24 protein-coding genes are annotated in these 25138 nt (G+C 70.9%); 13 read left to right on the top strand and 11 right to left on the bottom strand.

The genetic code is table 11. From position 1 onward, the window contains the following. Positions 1-100 precede the first annotated feature (100 nt). A complete protein-coding gene (locus MZC64_RS00465; RefSeq protein WP_247755097.1) occupies positions 101-1975 on the bottom strand; it encodes a dynamin family protein in 1875 nt (624 codons plus the stop codon). After that, the gene (gene grpE / locus MZC64_RS00460; RefSeq protein WP_374205583.1) at positions 1972-2337 is read right to left on the bottom strand and encodes a nucleotide exchange factor GrpE; all 366 of its coding nucleotides are present in this window, start codon (positions 2335-2337) and stop codon (positions 1972-1974) included. Before grpE ends, MZC64_RS00465 begins: the two co-directional genes overlap by 4 nt. Positions 2338-2447: 110 nt before the next feature. Here grpE and MZC64_RS00455 point away from each other — a divergent pair, with 110 nt between their 5' ends. Together MZC64_RS00455 and MZC64_RS00450 are read left to right on the top strand one after the other, a co-directional pair. After that, the gene (locus tag MZC64_RS00455; protein ID WP_247755096.1) at positions 2448-2909 is read left to right on the top strand and encodes a helix-turn-helix domain-containing protein; all 462 of its coding nucleotides are present in this window, start codon (positions 2448-2450) and stop codon (positions 2907-2909) included. A gap of 32 nt (positions 2910-2941) precedes the next feature. Next, positions 2942-3499 carry a PIN domain-containing protein gene (locus tag MZC64_RS00450; protein WP_247755095.1) on the top strand — a complete coding sequence of 186 codons (558 nt, stop codon included), beginning with the start codon at positions 2942-2944 and terminating at the stop codon, positions 3497-3499. Between the two features lie 6 nt (positions 3500-3505). Here the strand turns inward: MZC64_RS00450 and MZC64_RS00445 are convergent, their stop codons facing one another. After that, the gene (locus MZC64_RS00445; RefSeq protein ID WP_247755094.1) at positions 3506-5029 is read right to left on the bottom strand and encodes a dynamin family protein; all 1524 of its coding nucleotides are present in this window, start codon (positions 5027-5029) and stop codon (positions 3506-3508) included. 118 nt (positions 5030-5147) lie between these two features. Here MZC64_RS00445 and MZC64_RS00440 point away from each other — a divergent pair, with 118 nt between their 5' ends. Continuing rightward, a complete protein-coding gene (locus MZC64_RS00440) occupies positions 5148-6335 on the top strand; it encodes a histidine kinase (protein ID WP_247755093.1) in 1188 nt (395 codons plus the stop codon). 27 nt (positions 6336-6362) lie between these two features. Then, positions 6363-7022, top strand: a complete 660-nt coding sequence (locus MZC64_RS00435; RefSeq protein WP_247755092.1) for a response regulator transcription factor — start codon at positions 6363-6365, stop codon at positions 7020-7022. Position 7023: 1 nt separating this feature from the next. Here the strand turns inward: MZC64_RS00435 and MZC64_RS00430 are convergent, their stop codons facing one another. From MZC64_RS00430 to MZC64_RS00420, 3 genes are read right to left on the bottom strand one after another with little or no spacing between them, the layout of a single operon-like run. Beyond that, positions 7024-7941 (bottom strand): SDR family oxidoreductase, encoded by a 918-nt coding sequence (locus tag MZC64_RS00430; RefSeq protein ID WP_247755091.1) that lies wholly within the window; start codon positions 7939-7941, stop codon positions 7024-7026. Continuing rightward, positions 7938-8531 (bottom strand): TetR/AcrR family transcriptional regulator, encoded by a 594-nt coding sequence (locus tag MZC64_RS00425; protein ID WP_247755090.1) that lies wholly within the window; start codon positions 8529-8531, stop codon positions 7938-7940. The genes MZC64_RS00430 and MZC64_RS00425 overlap by 4 nt, the downstream gene beginning before the upstream one ends. Positions 8532-8587: 56 nt before the next feature. Continuing rightward, positions 8588-9022: a PPOX class F420-dependent oxidoreductase gene (locus MZC64_RS00420; protein ID WP_247755089.1), complete on the bottom strand. Its 435-nt coding sequence runs from the start codon at positions 9020-9022 to the stop codon at positions 8588-8590. 123 nt (positions 9023-9145) lie between these two features. Here MZC64_RS00420 and MZC64_RS00415 point away from each other — a divergent pair, with 123 nt between their 5' ends. Beyond that, positions 9146-9535 (top strand): hypothetical protein, encoded by a 390-nt coding sequence (locus MZC64_RS00415; RefSeq protein WP_247755088.1) that lies wholly within the window; start codon positions 9146-9148, stop codon positions 9533-9535. Positions 9536-9715: 180 nt separating this feature from the next. Here the strand turns inward: MZC64_RS00415 and MZC64_RS00410 are convergent, their stop codons facing one another. Continuing rightward, the gene (locus MZC64_RS00410; protein ID WP_247755087.1) at positions 9716-10183 is read right to left on the bottom strand and encodes a universal stress protein; all 468 of its coding nucleotides are present in this window, start codon (positions 10181-10183) and stop codon (positions 9716-9718) included. A gap of 175 nt (positions 10184-10358) precedes the next feature. Between MZC64_RS00410 and MZC64_RS00405 the strand changes: the two genes are divergently transcribed. From MZC64_RS00405 to MZC64_RS00380, 6 genes are all read left to right on the top strand, one after another. Further along, positions 10359-10976: a hypothetical protein gene (locus MZC64_RS00405; RefSeq protein ID WP_308300938.1), complete on the top strand. Its 618-nt coding sequence runs from the start codon at positions 10359-10361 to the stop codon at positions 10974-10976. 82 nt (positions 10977-11058) lie between these two features. Next, positions 11059-11781, top strand: a complete 723-nt coding sequence (trmB, locus tag MZC64_RS00400; protein ID WP_247755086.1) for a tRNA (guanosine(46)-N7)-methyltransferase TrmB — start codon at positions 11059-11061, stop codon at positions 11779-11781. 125 nt (positions 11782-11906) lie between these two features. Beyond that, positions 11907-13061, top strand: coding sequence for a nitric oxide synthase oxygenase (locus MZC64_RS00395; RefSeq protein ID WP_247755085.1), 1155 nt, complete (start codon positions 11907-11909; stop codon positions 13059-13061). A 110-nt stretch (positions 13062-13171) separates the two neighbouring features. Then, complete coding sequence (locus MZC64_RS00390) at positions 13172-14311, top strand: VanZ family protein (RefSeq protein WP_247755084.1); 1140 nt, start codon at positions 13172-13174, stop codon at positions 14309-14311. Between the two features lie 73 nt (positions 14312-14384). Beyond that, positions 14385-15593: a VanZ family protein gene (locus MZC64_RS00385; protein ID WP_247755083.1), complete on the top strand. Its 1209-nt coding sequence runs from the start codon at positions 14385-14387 to the stop codon at positions 15591-15593. Then, positions 15553-16875: an amidohydrolase gene (locus MZC64_RS00380; RefSeq protein WP_247756172.1), complete on the top strand. Its 1323-nt coding sequence runs from the start codon at positions 15553-15555 to the stop codon at positions 16873-16875. Before MZC64_RS00385 ends, MZC64_RS00380 begins: the two co-directional genes overlap by 41 nt. Here the strand turns inward: MZC64_RS00380 and MZC64_RS00375 are convergent. Further along, positions 16872-17561: an SDR family oxidoreductase gene (locus tag MZC64_RS00375; RefSeq protein ID WP_247755082.1), complete on the bottom strand. Its 690-nt coding sequence runs from the start codon at positions 17559-17561 to the stop codon at positions 16872-16874. The two genes, MZC64_RS00380 and MZC64_RS00375, sit on opposite strands and share 4 nt — an antisense overlap. Positions 17562-17600: 39 nt before the next feature. On the opposite strand from MZC64_RS00375, the gene MZC64_RS00370 reads away from it, so the two are divergent. Continuing rightward, positions 17601-18902, top strand: a complete 1302-nt coding sequence (locus MZC64_RS00370) for an MFS transporter (RefSeq protein WP_247755081.1) — start codon at positions 17601-17603, stop codon at positions 18900-18902. Positions 18903-18915: 13 nt separating this feature from the next. Here MZC64_RS00370 and MZC64_RS00365 read toward each other — a convergent pair whose 3' ends face one another. Both MZC64_RS00365 and MZC64_RS00360 read right to left on the bottom strand, forming a co-directional pair. After that, on the bottom strand, positions 18916-21039 hold the full coding sequence (locus tag MZC64_RS00365) for a PhoX family phosphatase (protein WP_247755080.1): 2124 nt from the start codon (positions 21037-21039) through the stop codon (positions 18916-18918). Between the two features lie 220 nt (positions 21040-21259). Further along, positions 21260-21697 carry a MarR family transcriptional regulator gene (locus tag MZC64_RS00360; protein WP_247755079.1) on the bottom strand — a complete coding sequence of 146 codons (438 nt, stop codon included), beginning with the start codon at positions 21695-21697 and terminating at the stop codon, positions 21260-21262. 140 nt (positions 21698-21837) lie between these two features. On the opposite strand from MZC64_RS00360, the gene MZC64_RS00355 reads away from it, so the two are divergent. Beyond that, a complete protein-coding gene (locus tag MZC64_RS00355; RefSeq protein ID WP_247755078.1) occupies positions 21838-22353 on the top strand; it encodes an SgcJ/EcaC family oxidoreductase in 516 nt (171 codons plus the stop codon). On the opposite strand, the gene MZC64_RS00350 is transcribed toward MZC64_RS00355, so the two are convergent. Next, positions 22319-25114: an FAD-binding and (Fe-S)-binding domain-containing protein gene (locus tag MZC64_RS00350; protein WP_247755077.1), complete on the bottom strand. Its 2796-nt coding sequence runs from the start codon at positions 25112-25114 to the stop codon at positions 22319-22321. The two genes, MZC64_RS00355 and MZC64_RS00350, sit on opposite strands and share 35 nt — an antisense overlap. Between the last annotated feature and the right edge of the window lie 24 nt (positions 25115-25138).

Below are 25138 nucleotides of genomic sequence, written 5' to 3'. Positions count from 1 at the left end.
GGGGTGCGGGCAAGCTGGGCGTTTCTTGCCACTTGGACTTACGGTAGGCCCGTTCGGTTCCATCGCCAAGTCGGCAACCGATCGAAATGGTGACAACCTGTCAACGCGCCTCGGGCTGATCCCGGCCGGCTGCGTTGTTCCGCTGCTCGCGGATCCGCCCCAGCAGCATCTCCGCCTGGGCCCGCCCGGCCTTCACCTCGGCCAGCCGCTTGCCGACCACCTGGAGTTGCCGGTTGCGCTCGGCGGTGTCCATCCGCAGCGCCTTGTCCACCTCGCGCAACTCGTCCTCGATCGCGCCGATCCGCTTGCCCAGCGCCTCGTCCATGGCCAGCGACAGCTGCTGTTCGGCCTCGATGAGCTGTTCGGAGACCAGCTGCTCCATGGTGGAGCGGGCGTCGGCGACCACCTCGGTGAGCCACTGCTTGAGGTAGGTCTTGTCCGCGCTCTGCTTGCGGGTGCGGGCCAGCCACCAGCCGGCGCCAAGGCCGAGCACGATGGTCACCGGCAGCACCAGCGCGCTGGAGGCGGCGATGCCCAGCCCGGCCAGCGGCAGCGCGGCCGCCTTGCCCAGGCCGAGGCCGCCGGAGACGCCCATGAACACCAGCAGCTTGTCCTCGGCGTTGGGCGGCCGCCGGTCCGGGCTGCGCAACAGCACCGGCGGCGCCCCGGCGCGGGCGAACTGGGCCCGGATGACCTCCAGCTCGTCCGGCGCGAACAGTTCCGCGAGCACCGCCTGGGCCAGCACGTCCAGCCGGGTGGCCAGCGCCTGGCTCAACCGGCCGGAGACCAGTTGCAAGGCCGCGTCCAGCTCCTGCGGCAGCCGTTGCAGGCCGTCCCGGTTGGCCGCGTCGATGGCCCGGCGGAACCAGGACTGCACATCGCGCATCTGCCGGGCGACCTCGTGCGAACTCTCCAGCCGGGCCCGCTGGGTCTCCCCGCGCAGCTTCACCTGCCAGCCCCTGGTGGCCGAGCGGCGCAGCGCGACCAGCTCGTCCTTGCGCGCCCGCAGCGATTCGGCCTCGGCCTCACCGGTGCTCAGGGCACGCTGCTCGGCGGCCAGCGCCACGGCCTGCCCGGCCAGCGCGGTGGCCGCGGCGCGCAGCGTGTTGGCCTCGGCGAGCATGGCCGCGTGCGCGGCGACCAGCTCCTGCAGCCCGGTCTGCAACGGCGCGATCCCGGACTGCTCGCGCAGCAGCGCCCCGGTCTCCGGCGTGGGCGCGCCCTTGGCCAGGCCGAACATCCGCGCCGAGACCGGGTGGAAGACGGCGTCGGCGAAGCGCGGCGCGTGCTCGGCGAGCAGCGCCCGGTTGGCCTCCAGCACCTGCCGCCAGCCCCGGTACTGGTCGGTCTTGGTGAGCGCGAACAGCACGGTCTCCACCCGCTCCCCGGCCTGGGCGAGGAAGGTCAGCTCGCCGCTGGTCAGCGGCGCGGAGGCGTCCACCACGAACAGCAGCGCGGTGGCGTTGGCGGCAGCCTCGGCGGCCAGTTCGCCATGCATCGAGTCCAGCCCGCCGACACCGGGGGTGTCGATCACGGTCAGGCGGCTAAGCAGCGGGATCGGCGCCTGGACCCGGACGAACCGGGGCGGCAGCTGGCCTTCGGGCAGCTCCCCGGAGGCGGTCACCCAGCGGTGCAGCTGCTCCACCGGGAAGGACACCGGCTGCACCTGCCCCGGATAACAGGCCTGCGCGGCCCAGTCCTCGCCGTGGGCGAAGACCAGGTAGTTGGCGGTGGCCACATGCGCGTCCACCGGCGACAGGTTCTCCGCCGACAGCAACGCGTTGACCAGCGAACTCTTCCCCCGGTTGGTCTCACCGACCACCACCACCGAGGGCACCGAGGGCCGTCCGTCGCGCACCGCGGCCACCCACCGCGCCGCGTCCGGATCGGCGTCCTTGAGCAGCTCGACCAGCCGCCCGACGGTGTGCCGGACCAGCTTGGGCAACGGCACCCCCGAGGTCACCGGCGTGCTCACCCGGTCCCCTCGCGCAGCGTGTAGACGGTCACGATCGGCGGCCGCACCGGCTGCCCGTGGTCGAGGAAGCCGACCACCTCGGTCTCGGCCACCAGCCCGGCCAGCGCCGGATCGTCGGTGGGTTCGGTGCCACCCGCCTCGTGCACGGCCGGGTCGAAGCGCTGCCCGTCCGGCCGGACCGGCATGACCCCGACCCCGGCCAGCCCGTCCACGATCCGTTCGGCGACACCGGCGCTGCGAGCCCGGTCGAGCGCGTAGAGGCAGAGCTGGATCAGCTTCTTCCGTTCTCCGCCTGCGGGGTCGAACATGACCTCTTCCGACGCGGCGTCCACCGGTTCGGTTCCACCCTCGGCAGTCGTCATCCCGTAGGTCCCCCTGTGGCGGCGGCCGGGTCCTCGGCGCCCGCCTGAGCAAGTGGTGGTTTTCGTTTTTTTCGGATAGCCTCGGTTGGCGACCTCGGAAGGGAGGGCACATGACCACGATCCTGGACGCACAGACGGTACTACCTCCGGACAAGGGTGATCCGGCGTTGACCAGCCTGGTGACCGCATTGAGCGAGGGCACGGCCAGTCTCACCGGACCGGACGGGGCGCAGTTGCCGCTGCCCGCCGAGGTGTACCGGGTCCTGCACGGTGTCGTCACCGCCATGTCGCAGGGGCTCGCGGTGACGATCGCGCCGCACAACACGCAGATGACCACCCAGGAAGCAGCCGACCTGCTCGACATCTCCCGGCCGACCCTGGTGCGGCTGCTCACCGACGGCGAGATCCCGTTCCACCTGCGCGGCAGGCACCGCCGGGTACTGCTCGCCGACGTGCTCGACTACCAGGAACGGTCCCGCGAACGGCGGCGCACCACCCTGGACGAGATGACCCGTACCGCCAACGAGGACGGCAGCGACCGCACGGCCGAGGAGTTCATCCGGACCCGTTAGGCCATTCAGCCCAGTCGCGCCAGACTGGCCTGGTGAGCTTTCCTGTCCTGCTCGACGCCTGCGTGCTGCTGCCGATCAAGCTCGCGGACACGCTGCTGCGCCTGGCCGAGGCGGGCACCTACCGGCCACTGTGGTCGGCGGAGGTGCTCGCCGAGGTCGAGCGCAACCTGCCGCAGGTTGGCGTGCCTCCAGCCAAAGCCCGCTGGCGGGTACAGCAGATGCGGGAGGCGTTTCCCGACGCGCTGGTGACCGGATACGAGGCGCTCACTCCGGTCATGCCGAACGACCCGAAGGACCGGCATGTGCTCGCCGCGGCGGTGCTGGCCCATGCCGCGCTGATCGTGACGGCCAATCTGCGGGACTTCCCGGCCGCGGCCCTCGACCGCTACGACATCCGCGCCATCCACCCGGATGACTTCCTGCTGGACCAGTTCTGCCTCTACCCGGCGTCGACCCTGCTCTGCCTGCACGAGCAGATCGCCGCGTGCCGCAATCCGGAGCTGTCGATCACGGAGTTCCTGACCCCGTTCAAGAAGACGGTGCCCCGCTTCGCCGACGCCGTCTGGGCGCCGCTGCTCAGCACACTCTGAGCGGCCTCATCTGGATCCGCCGCCGAGCTGTTGCCAGATCAGGAAGTATGCGCGGTGCACCACGTGTGCCACCCGGCTTTGCGCCGGAGTCGCCCCGAAGGAGGCGAAGGCCCGCCACCAGCCTGCCCGTTCCAGGGCGTAGGCCAGTAGTTCCGGGCGGGGGCGGCCGGGCAGGCCGAGTTGTTCGTCCACCTTGGCCGAGCCGCCGACCCGGAGGACCTCCTCGGCCAGGTCCTCGGGCATGGCGACCTGGCCGGAGGTGACCAGGGTCAGGGCTTCCAGCAGGCGGAGCTGGTGGGCTTCGGGTTTGGCCAGCAGGACCTCGATCGCGTCGTGCACCCGCTGGCGTTCGCCGGGGTCGCCGGAGGCGCGGGCCAGTGCGGTGACCGAGGCCAGTGCGGCGGCGGCCTTGATGCCGTCGGCGCGGGCCTTGAACACCAGGTCCAGTTTGGCCAGGACCGCGGCCAGGCCGGAGGCCGCCAGCAGGCCGCGGCGCAGGTTGCCCGCGGTCAGTTCGGGGTCGGCGGCGAGCAGGTCCAGGGCGGTGCCGATGCCGTGCAGGTCCAGCCGGGTGAGCAGGTGTTCCCTGGTCGCGGCGGGCACCGGGGCGTCCCAGCTGAGGAACAGGTCGGCGGAGAGCAGCATGGTGGACCTGGTGGTCTCGTCCAGGGCGGCGAGTTGTTTGAGCGCGTCGGCGTCGGTGCTGGTGAAGCCGCCGGTCTCGGCGGTCTCGGCGAGCAGGCCGATCATCGGCAGCACGTCGGCGACCCTGGGTTTGAGCGTCTCGCTCTGGTGCGCGGCGAGCAGGGTGGCGGCTTTCCAGAGATCGCCGCCGGAGCCGGCCACCGTCTCCGGGACGATGGTGTCGGCCTTGTTCAGCACCGCGATCGCGTTCACCGGGCCCGCCTCGCGGCTGGCGGTGGCCGCGGTGAAGGCGGCCAGCGCGGCCCGGTCGTCCGAGCGCACGGTCTGGGTGACCACGTAGAGCACGGCCTCCGCGCCGACCACCGCGTTGCGGGAGACCTCGTCCAGCGCGTCCGCGCCCTTGCCCGGCTCGCCGAGCAGCTCGGACTCGGTGCGCGCGACCGAGGCCGCGTCCAGCGAGCCGAGGCCGGGGGTGTCGATCACGGTGAGGTCCCGCAGCACCGCGCTGGTGAGGTATGCCTCCAGGTGCGAGACGGTGTCCAGGTCCACGCCAAGGCTGGCCGGGATCATGCCGTCGGCGTCGAAGGGCAGCACCTGTTTGCGGCCGTCGGTGAAGACCACCTCGACCCGGTCCACCGTGCCGTAGTGGAAACGGGTGACCAGCCGGGTGCACTCGCCGATGTCGGTGGGCGCCACCCGCCGCCCGATCAGCGCGTTGACCAGCGTGGACTTACCCGACTTGATCCGGCCGGCGACCGCGACCTGCAACGGGGCGCCCAGCCTGCGCAGCACCTCGGCGAATCCGGCCGCGGTGCGCGAGCCGACCTGCGGGGTCAGCCGCTGGCAGAGCTGGGCGACGGCTGCGGACAGTGGCCCCGGGTTCACCGGTGCATCGTCGCACGCAGCCCGGCCGCACCGGGTGATCACGGGTAATCCACAAGGGGGAGGAAATGTACGCCTCCGGTACGACGCAGCTGCCCGGACCGGTGTTTAGGCTCGTCGGGTGCGGAGACTGAGCCTGTGGCTGCGGTCCCACCCGATGGTGGGCGACACCGCGCTGGTCCTCGTGCTGACCATCCTGGACATGGCGTCCAAGAGCCCGAAGTGGGATGTCACCGACGCGAACTTCTACTCGGTCGGCGCGCTGCTCACGGTGCCGCTGATCGTGCGCCGCAGGCAGCCGATGGTGGCGGGCGGGCTGATCGTCTTCGCCGAGGTGCTGCGGATCTTCACGCATCCGGTGGAAATGGACTACCGGATCGGCGAGTTCGGCATCCCGATCATGCTCTACACCCTGGCCGTCTACAGCAACCGCACCGCGGCCTGCAGCTTCGCCCTGGCCATCATGCTGGTCAACTTCGCCATCCTGCTGCGGTTCCCGGAGCCGGGCCCGCCTGCCTGGTCGGTGTTCAGCTGGTTCGCCGCCCCCTCCTTCGCCTGGCTGCTCGGCGAGATCGTCGCGGCCCGGCGGGCGCTGAACGAGGAGGCGGTGCAGCGATTGCTGCTGCTGGAACTGGAACGGGATCAGCAGGCCAAGATCGCGGTGGCCCAGGAGCGCACCCGGATCGCCCGTGAGCTGCACGACGTGGTGGCGCACGCGGTGAGCGTGATGGTGGTCCAGGCCGACGGCGCCTCCTACATGATCAAGGAGAAACCAGAGCTGGCCGAGCGTTCACTCAAGACCATCTCGGCCACCGGCAGGCAGGCGCTCAACGAGCTGCGCAGGCTGCTCGGCGTGCTGCGCACCACCGACGAGCACGATCCGGAGCTGACCCCGCAGCCCAGCGCGGGCCAGGTCGAGGAGCTGGTGGCGAAGGTGCGCGCGGTGGGCCTGCCGGTGCAGCTGGAGCTGCGCGGCGACCTGGACGAGCTGCCGGCAGGCATCGGGCTGGGCGTGTACCGGATCGTGCAGGAGTCGCTGACCAACACGATCAAGCACGGTGGCGCCGGGGTCCGCGCCATCGTGCGGGTCTACCGCGGTGCGGACGCGGTGCAGGTGCAGGTGCTCGACAGCGGCAGCAGCTCGCCAGGCAGCCCCGGCCCGGAGCTGGTCTCCGGCGGCAACGGGCTGATCGGCATGCAGGAGCGGGCCAGCGTGTTCGGCGGTGAGCTGGAGGCCGGGCCGCGGCCCAACGGCGGCTGGCAGGTCTTCGCCCGGCTGCCGCTGACCAACCGCGCCGCCGGGTCGTGAGCCCCGGTGCCCTCTAAGCTCGCCACCGTGATCCGCGTGATGCTGGTGGACGACCAGGAACTGATGCGCATCGGGTTCCGCATGGTCCTCGACGCCCAGGCCGACATCGAGGTGGTCGGCGAGGCCGCGGACGGCAGCGAGGCGGTCCGCAAGGCGGCTGAGCTGCGCCCGGACGTGGTCCTGATGGACGTGCGGATGCCGGTGCTGGACGGGGTCGAGGCGACCAAGCGGATCAGCACCGACGGCACCGCCAAGGTGCTGGTGATGACCACTTTCGACCTGGACGAGTACGTGCTGGCCGCGCTGCGCGGCGGGGCCAGCGGCTTCCTGCTCAAGGACACTCCGCCCGCCGACCTGGTCTCGGCGTTGCGCGCGGTGGCCAATGGCGACGCGGTGGTCTCGCCGAGTGTCACCCGGCGGCTGCTGGAGCGCTTCCTGGGTTCGCCGGAGTCGGGTCAGCTGCGCGATGCCACCGTGCTGGACACGCTCACCGAGCGGGAGCGCGAGGTGCTGGTGCTGGTGTCCAAGGGCCTGTCCAACGCGGAGATCGCCAAGACGCTGTTCCTGTCCGAGGCGACGGTGAAGACCCACGTCGGCCGCATCCTGTCCAAACTGGACCTGCGCGACCGGGTGCAGGCCGTGGTCCTGGCCTACGAGACCGGACTGGCCCGCCCCGGCGACGCCTGAGTTAGCGGTACTGCGCCGGGTCCCGGTCCAGTGGGGACTCGGTGAAGACGTTGTCGGCGAAGTAGCTGCCGCAGTCCGGGCGGGACCCGTCGACGTCGGTGAAGCCATAGGCCTTGGCCAGCTGCCAGGAGGACAGCGACTGCCCGCCCCAGCGCGCCCGGTCCGGGTCGGCGGCCAGTGCGGCGACCGCGCGGCCGAGGTAGTGCGGGGTCTCGGAGATGCCGAAGTGGCGGTCCTTGGCGAGGGCCTCGCGCCAGCTGGCCTCGGTGACGCCGAAGTGGTCGAGCACCTCCTCGGAGCGCAGGAAGCCGGGGGTGAGCGCGACCGAGCTGCCGCCGTGCGGCGCCAGCTCCTGGTGCATGACCTTGCCCAGCCGCAGGATGGCCGCCTTGACCAGGTCGTAGTAGACCGCTTCGCGGTAGCGCTGGTTGAACATCTCATCGCCGTCGGTGATCTCCACCAGCAGTCCGCCGGGCTGGGCGATGAGCAGTGGCAGCGCCTTGTGCAGGGCGATCAGGTGGGTGTCCAGGCCGTTGCGCAGCATGGCCAGGCCCTTGCCCAGGTCGTGTTCCCAGACCGGTTTGTGCTCGGAGAAGCCGTCGCCGCCCCAGACGTCGTTCACCAGCACGTCCAGCCGGCCATGTCCCGCGCGGATGCGCGCCACCAGACTGTCCACATCGGACTCTTCGGTGTGGTCGCAGCGCACCGGGATGCCGGTGCCGCCCGCCGCGGTGACCAGTTCGGCGGTGTCCTCGATGGTCTCGGCCCGCCCCATCGGCGAGGGCCCGGTGCTCCGGCTGCTGCGCCCGGTGACATAGACCGTGGCGCCCAGCGCGCCCAGCTCCACCGAGATCCCGCGGCCGGCCCCTCTGGTGCCGCCGGTGACGAGAACTACCTTGTCCGCCAACACATTGCTCATTCCGACTCCTCTCCCAGCGCGGGCCGGGACCAGCCCGCGAGCACGGCGTCCAGGTCGGCCAGGACCCGGTCCACCAGACGTCCTCGTGGCCGGACCGACCAGTGCACGGCGGTGCCCGCGGCCAGTGCGCCGAGGATGCGCGCGGCCTGTTCCGGCGGCGGCGCCCCGGGCAGCGCGGCCGCGGTGAGCAGCACCCGCAGCTCCTCGTTGACCGCGGCGTACCCGCGGGTCAGCTCTTCGCGCAGCTCCGGATCGGCCAGGTCGACGCCGAGCTGGGCCAGGTTGTTGGCCGCCTGCTCGGCGTTGTCCAGCAGCTCGTAGCCCACCGCGGCGGCCGCCAGCACCGCGGCCCGTGGACTGTCCGCCGCCGCGGCCGCCGCGCGCATGGCCTCGGTCTGCGTGCCGCGGTGGGCCCGGCTCAGCGCGAGCAGCAGCCCGTGTTTGCTGCCGAAGCGCTGCATCACCGTGCCGGTGGCCACGCCGGCCTGTTTGGCCACGTCAGCGATGGTGAAGGCGGGGCCGGAGCGGCCCAGCACCACGCCGACGGCGTCCAGCAACCGCTGGTCGGTGATCGTTCTCGGTCTGGCCACGGCATTAGTGAACCACGGTTCACTAAGTTTGTGAACCGTGGTTCATAAACTGGGAGTCAGTCGGCCACGTCGGTCTTGGCCACCACTTTGTCGATCTTCACCCGGACCAGCAGCTCACCCTCGCCGCCGTTGCGCTTGGCGAACTCCTCGGCCCGGTCCGCGCCCATGTACCGCGCGCCCAGCCTGCCCGCCCAGTACCGGACGGTCTCCGGATCGTCGGTGGTGGTCGCGGTGCCGGTGACGGTCACGAAGTCGAACGGCGGGCGCTCGTTGTCGAAGCAGATCGACACCCGGCCGTCGCGCGCGATCGACTTGCCCTTGATCGAGGGCGCGTAGGTGGTGAACACCAGGTCGTCCCCGTCCAGGTCGACCCAGATCGGCGAGACGTGCGGGGAGCCGTCCTTGCGGGTGACGGCGAGCTTGCCGGTGTGCGGCGGGGTGGCGGCGATGAACTCCCGCCACCAGCCTTCTGGCGCGTCGTTGTAGCCCATGGTCGAACCGTAGGGGTCCATCCACGGTATGACGCCAAGTCCCGACCAACGGAGGACGCGAAATACCACTCTTTCCGGTCATTGTTGGCCAGGGAGGCGATCTCACCCCCAGGAGCCCCGGCAATGATCGAGACGGTCACCGCGACCGAACCATGCGGGACCAGGACCACCGCGCATCCCACCTGCCGATTCGGGCGGGTCCTGCGCAGGCTGGCCGGGGCCCAGCCCGAGCACGCGCCCGAGGCGACCCGGTCCGACAACGGCGCCGCCGAGAGCCTGACACATCCGGAACTCCTTGTGCGCCAACGAGGTCCGGTGGTGCTGGTACGCAGCCCGCAGTGCGAGGAGCTGGCTCGGGTGCTCACCGGGGCCGGGTTCGCGGTGCGCCGGGAGCTGGGCAACGAGTGGGTAGGATCGCTCACCGTCAGCGGCGCCAGCGCGGAGCAGGTGGGCGAGCTGGCGGCCAGCCACGGACTGGTGCTGCACGAGCTGCGCACAGACTCCCCGGGCTAGCGGAAAGAAATTTTCGGAAACAACGCAACCCGGGTATACCCAGTGGCGTCCTCCAGGACGAGGACTTCACAGGGAAGCAACCGATGGCTGCGGGTTCGGGGCCCGCGAAGTCGGCAGTGGGGTCCCGGCGACCTTCGGGGGGTCGCCGGGGCTCCACTCTTTTTTAGACGGCGCCAGCCCCTAGACGTTGGGCCGGACCACCAGCACCGAGCAGCGGGCGTGCCGGACCACCTGGTCGGCCACCGAGCCCAGCACCAGTCCGGCGAATCCGCCCCGGCCGCGATGGCCGACCACCAGCAGATCGGCGCCGTTGGACGCGGCGATCAGCCCCTGCGGCGAGGGCGAGTGCACCACGTGCACCTCGATCTGACAGTCCGCGCGCTTGCCGATGTGCGCCTCGACCAGCTCCGCGGTCTGCTTGCGCAGCCACTCCGAGTACTCGGTCACGCTGGCCACCGAACCGGCCGGGCAGTCCGGCGGCCGGGGCGCGGTGCGCAGCGTCCAGGCCCGCACCACGTGCAGCGGCAACTCCCGCAGACACGCCTCGTCCACCGCCACTCGCAGGGCCCGCAGCGAGGACGCCGAACCGTCCACGCCGACCACCACTCCACCGCTGATGTCCACCGATTCGCGCAAGCGCTCAGCCACGGAACACCCCAAGGGCAGGGACCGAATGTTGTCTACGTCACAGTACGGGGATGTCGCCTAGGTTGCGCGGCGTATGCATTGCGTTAACGCGCCGTGAAACAGCGCACTTCGACATGACAGCAGGCCAGAACACCGATCAGATGGGGGTGAGACCTCACAGAGGTCGGAGGTGATCATGACCGAACCGATGCTCGACTCACCGACGGTGAGCGCATCGACAGCGTTGTCGAGACTGCCGAACCAGCGCGGGGACCAGATCAAGCGGCGCCCGCCAGCACGACTCTCCGGGCTCAGGGTTGAGCCCACCGCGGCACTGGAATGGTCCCAGGCGATCGAACGCATGGGTTACGCCGCCGCCGCGACCACCCCCGCGCAGGCCCGCCGGTCCTGGGTGGAGCGGGCGCCGGAGCGCCAGGTGCTGCACCTGTTCCGGGCGGCCTCGCACGGCGGCAACACGGTGCAGGCGCCGTGGTGGCTGCGCGCTCTGCACCGCGGCGACCTGGTGCACCGGCAGGCCGGATTCGCCGTTGAGGACGGTGTGCACGAGCTGCTGGCCAACCGTCCCGGGTGGTTCTACGTCCCCTGGGTGGGTGATGGTGAAGACGGTTACTGGGAGTACGTGCCGTCGGACCCTGGCACCTCGACCGGGTTGCCGACCACGGTGACCCTGACCGATGCGCACCTGGGCTGGCTCGATGTGCACCCGGCGCACGAGAACGACCCCCGGCCCGCGGTGGCCGTGGCCGGACTCGCCGGACTCGCCGCCCGGCTGGCAGAGATCGAGGGCTGGTAGCCCGCTGGACCCGACTGCGGCCCCGGCACTGCCATTTGGCAGAGTCGGGGCCGTAATCGCAGGACCGCGGCGTGAGGGAACGATGACTTCGACTGGGCAGGACCCCGTCCGGCCTGCGCACTGGCGCACCGTGGTGAGCTTCGTGCAGCGCACCGCCCGGCTCAGCCCAGGACAGCAGCGCGCCTACGAGCAGTACTGGCCGACGCTGGGACGCGAGGTCGACGAACTGGGCGCGGACCCGGTCGACTTCGACGCCTGGTTCGGCCGCCAAGCCCCGGTGCTGCTGGAGATCGGTTCCGGCATGGGCGAGACCACCGCGCAGCTCACCGCGGCCGCGCCCGAGCTGAACTACGTCGCCGCCGAGGTCTACAAGCCCGGCCTTGCCCAGCTGCTGCTGCGGGTGGAGAAGCTCGGCCTGACCAACCTGCGGCTGCTGCGCGGGGACGCGGTCACCCTGCTGCGGCAGAACATCCCGGCCGATTCGCTGCACGGGGTGCGGATCTTCTTCCCGGACCCGTGGCCGAAGAAGAAGCACCACAAGCGGCGGCTGGTGCAGCCGGAGTTCGTCGCGCTGGCCGCCTCCCGGATCAAGCCGGGCGGCACCCTGCACCTGGCCACCGACTGGGCGCAGTACTCGGTGGAGATGATGGCCGCCTGCCGGGCGACCCCGTTGCTGCGCAACCGGTTCGCGGACGAGCCGGGTGGCTGGGCGCCGCGACCGGACTGGCGGCCGGTGACCAAGTTCGAGCAGCGGGCGCACGAAGAAGGCCGGATCATCCGCGATGTGATCTTCGAGCGCAGCTGACGGTCCGTGGTCAAGATCGCCACTCTCGGTGAATTGACCACTGGATCGGGTGAGCAAAGCTGCGGTACTTCATGCCCCGTACGGCAGTGACGCGTGACCGGGTTCACGAACTACGTTACCGACCCGTGACCGTAGTCGACACCCAGGTGATCAGCTTCGTGCCGGCGGCTGCTAGCCCCCCGGCCGCCCAGGTCGATCTCATGGCCGCGGAGGAGTTCCTCCGCATGTTCCATGACTCGCACTCCGGCGCCGGACCGCTGAGCCAGCGCCTGGCCGAGGTCCGCGCGGAGGTCGGCAAGAGCGGCACCTACCGGCACACCGCGGCGGAGCTGGCCTACGGCGCCAGGGTGGCGCTGCGGGACTCCGGCTGGTGCACCAGCGGCATGCCGTGGCGACGGCTGAAGGTGCGCGATCTGCGCGGGGTGCGCAGGCCGGCCGCGGTGGCCGCGGAATGCTTCGACCACCTGCGCCAGGCCACCAACGAAGGCGCGATCCGCCCGCTGGTCACCGTGTTCGCCCCGGACACCCCGGACCGGCCCGGCCCGTGCATCTGGAACGAGCAGCTGGTCCGCTACGCCGGGCACCGCGGCGAGGACGGCTCGGTCACCGGCGATCCGCGCTACGCCGAGTTCACCGACTCGATGCGCGCGCTCGGCTACCGGACCCCGGCCCGGCCGGGCCGGTTCGACCTGCTGCCGCTGGTGGTGGAGACCGCGGACGAGGGCGCGAAGCTGTTCACGGTGCCGAGGGAAGCGGTGCTGGAGGTGCCGCTGACCCATCCCGAGCTGGCCTGGTTCGGCGAGCTGGGCCTGCGCTGGCACGCGGTGCCGGTGATCAGCAACATGCGGCTGTCCATCGGCGGCATCAGCTACCCGGCCGCGCCGTTCAACTCCTTCTTCGTCGGCGCGGAGATCGGCACCAGGGCACTGGCCGACGAGGGCGCGTACGCCATGGCCGGCGAGGTCGCCGACCGGCTGGGGCTGGACACCGGCTCCGAGCGCACGCTGTGGCGGGACCGGGCCACCCTGGAACTCAACCGCGCGGTGCTGCACTCCTTCGACGCCGCCGAGGTCACCATCACCGACCACCACAGCGAGGCCCAGCACCGGCTGGCCTGGCTGCGCTCCCGGCAGCGGCCCAGTGGCGGGCGGCCCGCCTTCCGGGTGGACACCGGGGCGGTGCAGCGGGCCCGGGTCGGCGGTCCGGCCAAGTTCTCCCAGCCGCCCACTCCGCCAGGTGGCCGGCTCGCAGCGCTGCGGAAACGGCTCGACTCGGTCTGAGCCCTCGGCCATCCGGCCGATCCGGAGCTGCCCGGGACGGACTCTTCGGCCGAGCGGTCCGGGCTGCGCGGTCGATGGGGCGGGGCGCGATTTTCCCGAGCATTGACCGTGTGATCGCGACCTACCTCGGCTCCGTCCGCACCGGCCTGCTGCTGTTCCTGGGCATCGGTTTCGCGCTGCTGCTGCCGATGGCCGCGGTGCACTACCGCCGCTACGGCAGGTTGGAGCCGCGCCGGGCGCTGGTGCTCTACGCCTTCCTGGCCTACGCCGCGATCGCGATCTCGTTGGTGTTCCTGCCTTTCCCGGACCCGGTCAAGGTGTGCACCGGAGTGCAGCAGACCACCCAGTTCACCCCGTTCCAGTTCCTCAGCGACATCCAGGCCGAGCTGGCCAAGCACAATCGGTCCGGGCTGCTGGCCGGGCTGACCTCCAAGTCCATGCTCAGCTTCGCCTTCAACATCGCGCTGTTCGCGCCGCTGGGCGTGTTCCTGCGCCGGGCCTTCGGCAAGGGCCTCGGCACCACCGCGGCGGCCGGGTTCGGCGTGTCGATGGCCTTCGAGCTGACCCAGCTCACCGGCAACTGGGGCCTGTACCCGTGTGCCTACCGGCTCTTCGATGTGGACGACCTGATCGCCAACACCGGCGGCACACTGCTCGGTTTCGCCCTCGCCCCGCTGGTGATCGTGCTGCCGAAGCTGGCGCCCGCCGTGCCGGTCTTCCCGGACACCGTCGGGGTGCCGCGCAAGCTGGCCGCGCTCGCGGTGGACCTGCTGCTCAGCGGCATGTTCTTCCTGACCACCGGCGGCGGCGCGCTGGTCGCGCTGGCCCCGGTGCTGCTGACCAGGGTGGTCGTGCCGTGGCTGACCCGCGGCTGGACGCCGGGTGGTTACCTGCTGGGCTACCGGGTGCGCCGCGGCGACGGCTCGCCCGCCGGGCTGCTGCGGGTGGCCGGGCGGGAGGCGCTGGAACTGCCGGGGCTGTGGTGTTTCGTGCTGATCGCGCCGGTGCTCACCGGTGACTGGTCGGACAACCTGCGGGTGCTCACCGCGCTGGCGCTGTGCGCGGTGCTCGGCCTGGTGCTGGCCTACGGCGCGCTGGTGTCGCCGATGTTCCGCCGCGACCAGCTCGGCTGGCCGGAGCGGATCTCCGGCACCAAGGCGGTGCGGGTGCGGCGGCGGCCGGTGGAGCCGATCGGGCACGAGCGGATCGAAGACCCTGACGACGTTCGTCGCCTGACCCCTACTGGGTGAATCGGCCAGAATGCTGAGTGGCACTGGCCGATAAGCCGATCTGGATCATCGCGCCAGGCCACAGAATTCCGCTGTGCCTCAGCTGTACGTGCAGAACATCCAGACCGGCCTGTTCTACTTCCTGATCATCGGCCTCGCGCTGCTGATACCGGTGGTGGCCTTCCACTACGTCCGGTTCGGCCGGGTCGACCCGCGCCGGTCGTTCGTGCTGTACGCGACGCTGTTGTACGGGCTGGTGCTGCTGGCGCTGGTGTTCATGCCGTTCCCGCCGATCGACAGCGTGTGCACCGGCAGGCAGAGCACCCAGTTCGTGCCATTCCAGTTCGTCAGCGACATCCAGACCGAACTGGTCAAGCACAACCGCTCCGGTCTCCTGGCCGCGCTGACCTCCAAGTCCATGCTGGGCTTCGTGTTCAATGTGGCGCTGTTCGTGCCGCTGGGCGTGCTGCTGCGCCGGGTGCACGGGCTGCGCAGGCGGTGGGTGGTGGCGATCGGGTTCGGCGCCTCGCTGCTGATCGAGATCATCCAGGTCACCGGCAATCTCGGCATCTACCCGTGCCCGTACCGGCTCTTCGACATCGACGACCTGATGGCCAACACCCTCGGCGCCGCGCTCGGCGGGCTGATCGCCCCGGCCGCGCTGATCGTGCCGAAGCTGCTGCCCGCGGCGGAAACCCGGGCGCTGGCCGATTCGGCGAGCCTGCCGCGGCAGGTGGCGGGCTACGGGCTGGACATGATCGCGGCCGGTCTGCTGGCGATCGTGCTGTACGCCTTCACCGGCTACGAACCGGCCTTCCTGAGCTTCGTCTGCTACCTGCTGGTCCGGATCGTGTTGCCGGTGCTGGACCAGGGCTACACCCCGGCAGGCCGGTTGCTGCGGTTCAAGGTGCGCCGGGCGGACGGCGGTCCCGCGCCGCTGGGCAGGGTGCTGCTGCGGGAGATCTTCGGCCCGGCCGGGATGCTGTTCGTGCTCTCCGTGCTGGCGGCCGTGGTCGGCGCGGTGGTGATCAGGTTGCATGAGCGGTACGACCTGGCCGCCCAGCTCGGCCTGCCGGAGCGGGAGACGCTGATCCTGATCGGCCTCGGCGGGCTGGCCGCGTTCACCCTGTTGCTGCTGGCCCCGGTGTTCCGCCGCGATCAGCGGGCCTGGCACGACCTGTTCGCCGGGCTGCGCTGTGTGCTGGACCACCCCAGGCCCACGCCACCGGCCGAGCCGGATTTGGCAGGATCCGTGCATGCCCGTGCCGATGCGCCTGAAGGCCCCCGTAGTCCTGCCCTGTGACACCGCTTGCTCGGTGCTGCGGGACGCCGTCGTCGACATCGACGCGGCCGGCCGGATCGTCCACTGTGGACCGATCGCGGCCGCGCCCCCGCTGCCCGAGGGCGCCCAGGTCCGGGAGCTGACCGGCATCCTGCTCCCGGGCCTGATCAACACGCACGCGCACACCCCGATGATGCCGCTGCGCGGACTGGGCGGTGACCTGCCGCTGATGCGCTGGCTGACCGAGGCGATCTGGCCTGCCGAGGGCCGGATGATCCCGCGGGACTCCTACGACGGCATGCTGCTCGGCTCGATCGAGATGCTGCGGGCAGGCGTGACCACCAGCGTGGAGATGTTCTTCCACGGCGAGCACATCGTCGAGGCGGTGCTGGACACCGGCGCCAGGGTGCTGCTCACCCCGGGCATCATCAACGCCCCCGGCCTGGAGCGCCTCGGCAGCTGGCAGGAGCTGACCGGCCACACCACCCGCTGGATCGACGCCGACGGCCTGCGCTTCGGCCCTGCTGACCGGATCGAACTGGGTTACGGCCCGCATTCGGCGTACACACTGACCCCGGAGATCATCGCCGAGGTCGCCCAGCTCTCCCGCGATCGCGGCGCGCTGATGCACATCCACGTGGCCGAAGCCCTGCAGGAGGACATCGCGGTGCGCGCCGAGCACGGCTCGGTGCCCCAGCTGCTGGAGAAGATCGGCGCCCTCGGCGGCCGGGTGCTGGCCGCGCACGCGGTGCACCTGTCCGACACCGACCTGGACATCTTCAAGCGGCACGACGTCGCGGTCGCGCACTGCCCCAACTCCAACGCCAAACTCGCCTCCGGCACCGCCCGCCTGCTGGACATGCGCGCGGGCAACCTGCGGGTCGGCCTGGGCACCGACGGCCCGGCCAGCAACGACGACCTGGACATCTGGGACGAGGTCCGCCAGGCCGCCCTGTTCGCCCGCCTGGACTCGGGCGACGCGGCCGCGCTGACCGCCCCGCAGGCCCTGCTGATGGCCACCCGCGAGGGCGCCGCGGCCATCGGCCGCGCCGACATCGGCGCGCTGGAGGCCGGGCGGTGGGCCGATGTGGTGCACGTGGACGTGGACAGCCCGGCCTTCCCGCTGGGCACCTCCGCGCCGGACGTGCAGCTGCTGTCGAACCTGGTGTGGTCCTCGGCGGCGAGTCAGGTGACGGAGGTGTGGGTGGCCGGTGAGCAGGTGGTCAGCGGGCACGAGCCGACCCGGGTGGACCGGGGGAAGGCACAGGCGCAGGTGCGCCGGATCGCGGAGCGGATCAGCTAGCGGGCCGCCGGGCGGATGACGATCTCGGTGAGGTGGGCGTCCGGGCTCGCGGTCGCGGCCATGAGCACGGCGCTGGCCACCGATTCCGGCCGCAGGTAGGCCTCCGGCTGGAAGTCGCCGCCCTCGGCGGAGCGGATGCCACGCTGCATGTCGGTGGCGGTGCGGCCGGGGTGCACCGAGGTCACCCGGACGCCGTGCGGCTCCTCCTCGGCGCGCAGCGCGTCACCCAGGGCGCGCAGGGCGAATTTGCTGGCGGCGTAGGCGCCCCAGCCGGGGTTGGCGCGCAGGCCGGCGCCGGAGTTGATCAGCACCACGGTGCCGCGGGCCCGGCGCAGGGCGGGCAGCAGCACCCGGGTCAGCTCGGCCACCGCGACCACGTTGATCTCGTAGGTCTCCCGCCAGACCTTGGCCGGGGTGTCGGCCACGGCGCCCAGTTCGGCCACGCCCGCGCTGTGCACCAGCAGGTCCAGCCGGTCGATCTCGGCGGTGGCCGCGGTGAGCGCGTCGGAGTCGGCCAGGTCCAGCGGCCAGGGCAGGGCGTTGCCCAGTTCGGTGGCCAGTTCGGACAGCGCGGCCTGGTCCCGGCCACCCAGCAGCAGGTCGTGGGTGGGGGCCAGGGCCTGGGCGATGGCCTTGCCGATGCCGCGGGAGGCGCCGGTCACCAGGGCGCGGGGGCGGGAGGTCATGGAGTTGACCGTAGCCGGTCGAAGGGTTAGGAACCCGGGATGGACACCGTCGCGTTGCGGGACCGGGTCATGCGCAAGGTCACCTGGCGGTTGGTCCCGTTCCTGGGGTTGCTGTACTTCATCAACTACCTGGACCGGGTCAACATCGGGTTTGCCGGACCCAACGGGCTGACCGCCGAGCTGGGCATGGACCAGAAGGCGTTCGGCTTCGCCTCCGGCATATTCTTCGTGGGATATCTGCTGCTGGAGGTGCCCAGCAACCTGGCCCTGCACCGGTTCGGGGCCCGGCGGTGGATCGCCCGGATCATGATCAGCTGGGGCATCATCGCGACCGCGATGGCCTTCGTGCCCAACGCGACCACGCTGTCCGTGCTGCGGTTCCTGCTCGGGGTGGCCGAGGCCGGGTTCTTCCCCGGCATCATCCTGTACCTGACCTACTGGTTCCCGGCCTACCAGCGGGCGAAGGTGGTCGCGCAGTTCATGGCCGCGGTGGCGGTCTCCAGCGCGATCGGGGCCACCGTGTCCAGCCTGCTGATCAGCTACGGGGACGGCGTGTTCGGGCTGTCCGGCTGGCGGTTCATGTTCCTGGCCGAGGGCATCCCGGCGATCCTGCTGGCCGGGGTGACCTGGTTCTTCCTCACCGACCGGCCGGCCGACGCCAAGTGGCTCTCCGACGAGGAGCGGGCCTGGCTGACCGCGGAACTCGCGGCGGAGGAGAAGGCCACCGAGGCCAAGCACGGCTGGACCCTGCGCAAGGCGCTCACCTCGCCGCGGATCCTGGCCCTGGCGCTGGTCTACTTCGGCATCGTCTACGGGCTCTACGCGCTCGGCTTCTTCCTGCCCACCATCATCAAGGGCTTCGAGGCGCAGTTCGGCACCGCCTACACCGTGGTGGAGCGCGGCCTGATCAACGCGGTGCCCTACGCCATCGGCGCGGCGGTGATGATCTGGTGGGGCAGGCACGGCGACCGGACCAGGGAACGCACCTGGCACGTGGCACTGCCCGCGCTGCTGGGCGGCTTGGCCATCCCGATCGCGCTCTACCTGGGCAATCCACTGGCCGCGATGATCGCGGTGACCGTGTGCGCCTGCGGGGTGCTGGCCGCGATGCCCACCTTCTGGGCGCTGCCCACCACGTTCCTCTCCGGCGCCGCGGCGGCCGGCGCGATCGGGTTGATCAACTCGCTGGGCAACCTGTCCGGGTTCGTCGCGCCCTACGTCACCGGCGCGCTGGCCGATGCCACCGGCAGTCAGCGCACCGGGTTGTGGCTGGTCGGCGCGGCGATGCTGATGTCAGCGGTGCTCGTGCTCGCCTTGCGGAGAGGCAACGAGCACCGCTGAGCAGCGGGGTGGATCAGCTGCCGATGCGGCCGCCGTTGGTCTTGTAGACCGCGACCACGGACGGCCGCGGCTGGCTGGTGCCGCCGTCCGGCCAGTGCGAGGCCGGCTTCTCCACGGTGGCGCCGTCCACCTCACCCGGGTGCTGCACCGAGACCAGCACGAACCGCTCTTCGATGATCGGGCCGCAGGTCTCCGCGCCGATCGGCACGGTCAGGAACTGGCGGACGTGCCCGCGTTCCCTGCCCTCCAGCGGGGTGGCGAACAGGCCGTCGTTGGAGCCCAGCGCGTTGCCGTCGGTGGAGATCCACAGGTTGCCGTAGCCGTCGAAGGCCACGTTGTCCGGGCAGGAGATCGGGCTGACCTTGGTCTTGTCGTACCCGCCGAAGTAGGTGTCGGCGGCCTTCGGGTCGCCGCACACCAGCAGCAGGTTCCACTTGAACCGGGTCGCGGTGTTGTCGGAGAACCGCTCCTCGATCTCGATCACCTGGCCGTTCTTGTTGCCCAGGCGCGGCGCGACCTCGGTGGCGCCTTCCTTGCCCGCCTTGCCGCGGTCGGTGTTGTTGGTCAGCGCGGCGTAGATCCGGCGGTTGCGCAGGTTCGGCTCGACGTCCTCGGGCCGGTCCATCTTGGTCGCGCCAACCTTGTCCGCGGCCAGCCGGGTGAAGACGTAGACCTCCTCGGCGGTGAAGCCGGGCACGAAGGACTTGTTGTTGTGCGCCAGCGGGATCCACTCGCCGGTGCCGTCGAACTCGCCGTCGCTGGGCAGCTTGCCGGAGCCGTCGATCTCCGCGGCCGGGCTGTCGCCGGTGAAGCGGGCGACGTAGAGCGTGCCCGAGTCGAGCAGCCGCTTGTTGTGCTCGCGGGCGCGCTTGCTGTGCCCGTGCTTGATCTTGCCGTCGGTGACGAACTTGTACATGTAGTCGAAGCGCTCGTCATCGCCCATGTACGCGACCACCCGGCCGTCGCGGGCCACGATCACGTTGGCGCCCTCGTGCTTGAACCGGCCGAGCGCGGTGTGCTTGATCGGCGGCTGGTCCGGCTCGAACGGGTCGATCTCCACGATGTAGCCGAACCGGTTGGCCTCATTGGGTTCCTGCGCCAGGTCGAAGCGCTTGTCGAAGCGCTCCCACTTGCGGGTGCTGGTGCCCTTCGGGAAGCCGTAGCGGGCCAGCCGCGCGGCCACGACCGGGTCGGTGACCTTGTCCGCGTTGGCGAAGTACTGGTTGACGTTCTCCTCGCCGGACAGGATCGTGCCCCACGGGGTGAGCCCGCCCGAGCAGTTGTTCTGGGTGCCCAGCACCACGGTGCCGGTCGGGTCGACCGAGGTCTTGAGGTACTGCGAACCGGCGGCCGGGCCACGCACCTCGAACGGCGTGGTCAGCGTGATCCGGCGGTTGTACTGCTTGTCCACCTTGGCTTCCAGCCGCCCGGTGCGGCGGTTGCGCTCGACCAGCACCACGGACTGGCCGTGCGCGGCCCAGGCGATCTCCACCTGCTCACGGGTCGGGTTGTCCTTGTTCCAGCCGCGGAACATGAACTCCTCGGCGGTGTACTCGTGGTTGCTCACCATGAGCCACTTGTCATCGCAGCCGGGGATCGGCACCAGGGCGCAGTAGTCGTTGTTGAAGCCGAACTGCGCGGCCTGGGCGGCCGCGGTCTGCTTCTCGAAGTCCCACTTGGGCGCGCCGGGCAGCACCGGGTCGCCCCAGCGGATCAGCACCTCGCTGGTGTAGCCCTTGGGGACGACGATCTTGTCCTCGCGGTTGGGTGCGACCGGCTCGAAGTTCACCCCCGCGGTGCGGCGGCCCCCGCCGAAGCCGAGGTCGAGATCCACGTCGACGTCCACCGGGCCGGCGCCCAGGTCCAGCTTGACGTCGGCGGCCGCGGTGCCGGCAAGCGTGGTGGCGCCCGCTCCCGCAATGGCCAGCACGGCGCCCGCGCGCAACATGCCCCGCCGGGACATCGCCTTGCGGGCCATGTCGCCGAAGTACTCATTCTCCGAGTTGTTCGGTTCTTCGTGCGCACACGCGTTGCCACATCGGTACTCGCAGGTCACCGACGAGCGCCCAACCGCATGGTTGGGCAGCAGCGGCAGCAGACGGCGACCCTGCTCTCCTTGAGACACACGTACCTCCACGACGTCAGTCTGGGAACGGCGTGACCGTAGGGCCGTCAAGCGAGCCAGGGAAGACCTGAAAGTGAACAGAAGACAAACAACCACGCTCTGTTGTCAGCTTGCAACCTGACTAGCGGGCAAAACGGTGAAATACGCCGGACAGACCATCACCGTGAGTGATTAACCAGCCATGATTCGCACACAGTGAACGCCCACTGGAGTTCCGGCCGCTGCCCCAAGTTCAGTCGACTGCCAGCAGGCGGCGCAACGCGGGCAGAGCGGCGGCGATGGCGGCCTGATCGGCCGCGGCGAGCCCGGCCAGGCGGCGGCCAAGGAACTCCTCGCGCGCCTGCACCAGTTCGGCGATCAGCCGCGCGCCGTCCTCGGTCACCTCAGCCAGCACCGCCCTGCGGTCCGCCGGATCCGGCGCGCGGCGGGCCAGGCCCAGTCGCTCCAGCCGGGTGATCACATCGGTCATCGACGGCAGCCGGACGCCCTCCCGCTCGGCCAGCACACTCATCCGCGCCGCCCCGTCGGCAGCCAGTGTGGCCAGCACGGATGCCTGGGTGAGGGTGAGCTGATGCTGCGGAGTCTCCCGGCGCACCACGTAGTAGAGCCGGAACACCAGCGGGCAGAGTTCCCGCGCCAATGAATCGATCTTGATATACCGAGTAGGCACTTAGTCACCCTAACAAATTTCCTTAGGTAACCTAAGTAATGTGCGTCACATCCGCATTGGAATTCTTGTGCAGGCCCTCGCGAAATAGCCGAAACAGGCGCAAAGTCTCCCCGCTCGGCCGTCAACGAGGAGGAACTCTCGTGCTAAATGCGCAAAACGGACGTATCCGGGTTCTCGCGGCATCCGCACTGGTCATCGGGCTTGTCCTCGGCGGTGGCGCCGCGGCAAGCGCGACCGGGACAGACGGTGCGGCGACCTTATCGACCGCGAGCGTCCAGGATCTGCCCAGCAAGCAGGAGATTGCCGCGCAGTTCACCGCCTGGGACGCCGCAATCGCCACCGGAAATAGCCAGACCGTGGCCAACCGCTACGGACACGGCGCTGTTCTGCTGCCCACCCTGTCCAACCGGGTGCGCACCGACCGCGCCGGGATCGTGGACTACTTCAACCACTTCCTGGAGAACAAGCCGCGCGGGCGCATCCTGCAGAGCATCATCACCATCCAGGGCCCGCACTCGGCGGTGGACACCGGCACCTACCGGTTCACCTTCGCCAACGGCAGCACCACCGATGCCCGCTACACCTTCGTCTACGAGAAGCGGAACGGGCACTGGGTGATCATCAACCACCACTCCTCGAAGATGCCGGAAGGCTGAGTGCACGGCGCAGCACGCTCGCAGTGTGCTCCGCGGTGACCTCAGTGCCCTGACCGGCCTGGGTTCGACAGGAGAACCCGTCGGCCAGCACCATCGTGCTGGCCGGCGCGGCCCTGATCCTGGGGTAGAGCTGGCGTTCCGCGCAGGCCTGCGCGATGTCCCAGTGGCCAGGCTCGAACCCGAAGTTCCCGGCCAGTCCGCAACAGCCCGCGTCCACCTGGTCGACCTCGATCCCCAGGCGGGACAACACTTCCTGCTCGGCGGCGTCACCGAAGGTGGCCTGCTGGTGGCAGTGCGGCTGCCGGATCGCCTTGGCGTCCAACCGCGCGAACGGCCAGTCGCCCTCGTGCGCGGCGACCAGCTCGGCCAGCGTTCGCACCCGCGTGCTCAGTCCGGCCGCCTCGGGCACCAGTTCGGCGGCGTCCTCGCGCAGCAGCACGGTGCAGGACGGTTCCAGCCCGATGACCAGCCGGTCTCCCGCGAGCGCGCGGACCGAGCGGCGCAGCACCCGGCGGGCCGTGTCCAGCTGCCCGGTGGAATGCCAGGTCAGCCCGCAGCAGACCGGCCCGCGCGGCAGTTCCACCCGGTAGCCCAGCGCCTCCAGCACCTCGACCGCGGCGATGCCGATCTCCGGCTGGATGAAGTTGGTGAAGGTGTCCGGCCACAGCAACACCGGGGTGCCGGTGCCCCGAGGTCCGCCGCGCCGCCGCCACCAGGAGCGGAAACTGGTGCGAGCGAAGGAGACCGGGTCGCGGCGGGGTTCGAGCCCGGCCAGTCTGCGCGCGGCCGGGCGGGCGGTGAGCGCGTTGGCCAGACCGGGCGCCGGGCGGGCCAGCCGGGCCAGCAGCGGCAGCCAGCCCAGCGTGTAGTGCGCCCGCGGCCGTAGTTTCCGCCGGTAGTGGTGGTGCAGGAACTCGGCCTTGTAGGTGGCCATGTCCACCTGCACCGGGCACTCGTGCTTACACGCCTTGCAGGACAGGCACAGGTCCAGCGCCGCGTGCACCGCGGTGGCGTCCGGGTCGAGCAGTTCACCGCGCAGCATTTCCCCGAGCACCCTGGCCCGGCCCCTGGTGGAATGCAGTTCATCCCCGGTGACCTGGTACGACGGGCACATCGCGCCGCTGGCCTGGCGGCAGCTGCCCACCCCGACGCAGCGGCGTACCGCGGCCGCGAAGGAGCCGTTGTCGGCGTGCAGGGCGTGCACGACGGGCGGGTCGATCCGGTCGTGGCCGGGCCGCAGGTCCGCGTCCAGCGGGCGCGGGGCGACCAGCACACCCGGGTTGAGCAGGCCGTCCGGGTCGAAGATCCGCTTGAACCCGGCGAAGGCGGCCAGCAGCGCGGGTGAGTAGGTGCGGGCCAGCAGGGCGGAGCGGGCCCGGCCGTCACCATGTTCGCCGGAGCTGGTGCCGCCGTGCGCGACCACCAGGTCGGCGGCGGCCTCGATGAGCTCGCGGTAGCGGGACACCCCGTGCGGCGTCAGCAGATCCCAGTCGCAGCGCAGGTGCAGGCAGCCCTCGCCGAAGTGGCCGTAGGCGATGCCGCGGTAGCCGTGCGCGCCGAGCAGGGCGTGCAGTTCACGCAGGTAGCCGCCGAGGCGTTCCGGCGGCACCGCGGAGTCCTCCCAGCCCGGCCATGCCTCGCCGCCGTCGGCCATCCGGGTCGCGATCCCCGCGCCGTCCTTGCGAATCCGCCACAGCGCCGCGGTCCGCGGCGCGTCGGTGACCACCAATGCACTGGCCTCGACCAACCCGGCCAGCTCCGCCGCCCGCGCTTCCGCCTCGGCCTGATCCGCCCCGGCGACCTCGCAGTACAGCCAGGCCCGGCCGGGCGGGAGTTCTTTCGCCGCAACACTTCCCGGCCCGCTGCCGAGCGCGGCGATGAGCTGCTCGTCCATCCCCTCCACGGTCAGCGCACCGGCCGCGGCCAGCAGCGGGGCCTGGTCCGCGGCGGTGTAGACATCGGCGAAACCCAGCACCAGCAACACCTTCGCCGCGGGCAGCGGGGTGAGCGCCACGGTCGCACCGGTCAGCACCGCACAGGTGCCCTCCGACCCGACCAGCGCCCGCGCCAGGTGGAAACCCTTCTCCGGCAACAACTCCGCCAGGTTGTACCCGGAGACCTGCCTGCGGAACCGGCCCAGCTCCAGCCGGAGTTCACGCAAGTGCTTGTCCCGCAACGAGATCAGCCGCCGGTCCAGCTCCGCGTCATCGCTGCCACCCGGCCCTGCGGTCAGCGAACGGCCATCGGCGAGCAGCAGGTCCAGCCGGTGCACCACCTCGGCGGTGGTGCCCCAGGCCACCGAGTGCGGGCCGCAGGCGTTGTTGCCGATCATGCCGCCGAGCGTGCAGCGGGACTGGGTGGACGGATCCGGCCCGAAGGTCAGCCCGTGCCCGGCGGCCTGGCTGCGCAGCTCGTCCAGCACCACCCCCGGCTGCACGGTCGCGGTGCGCGCGTCCGGGTCGATGGCCAGCACCCGGTTGAGGTGCCGGGAGAAGTCGACCACCAGCCCGGTGCCGATCGCGTTGCCCGCCACCGAGGTCCCGCCGCCCCGGCTGGTGACCGGCACGCCGTGCTCGCGCGCGATGGCCAGCGCGGCGCCCAGTTCGTCCAGGTCGCGGGGTTCGAGCACCGCGGTCGGCAGCACTCGGTAGATGGAGGCGTCCGAGCCGTAGGCGGCGCGGGTCTGCGGGTCCAGCCTGGTCGCGGCGGGCAACTCGGCCCGCAACCGCCGCCCGAACTCATCGACCTCTCGAATACCCACGACCGCATTGTGCAGAGCCGCGTT

It is taken from the genome of Crossiella sp. S99.2 (assembly GCF_023094165.1).
Lineage (GTDB): Bacteria > Actinomycetota > Actinomycetes > Mycobacteriales > Pseudonocardiaceae > Crossiella.
This window is presented reverse-complemented; position numbering and strand designations above follow the sequence as displayed.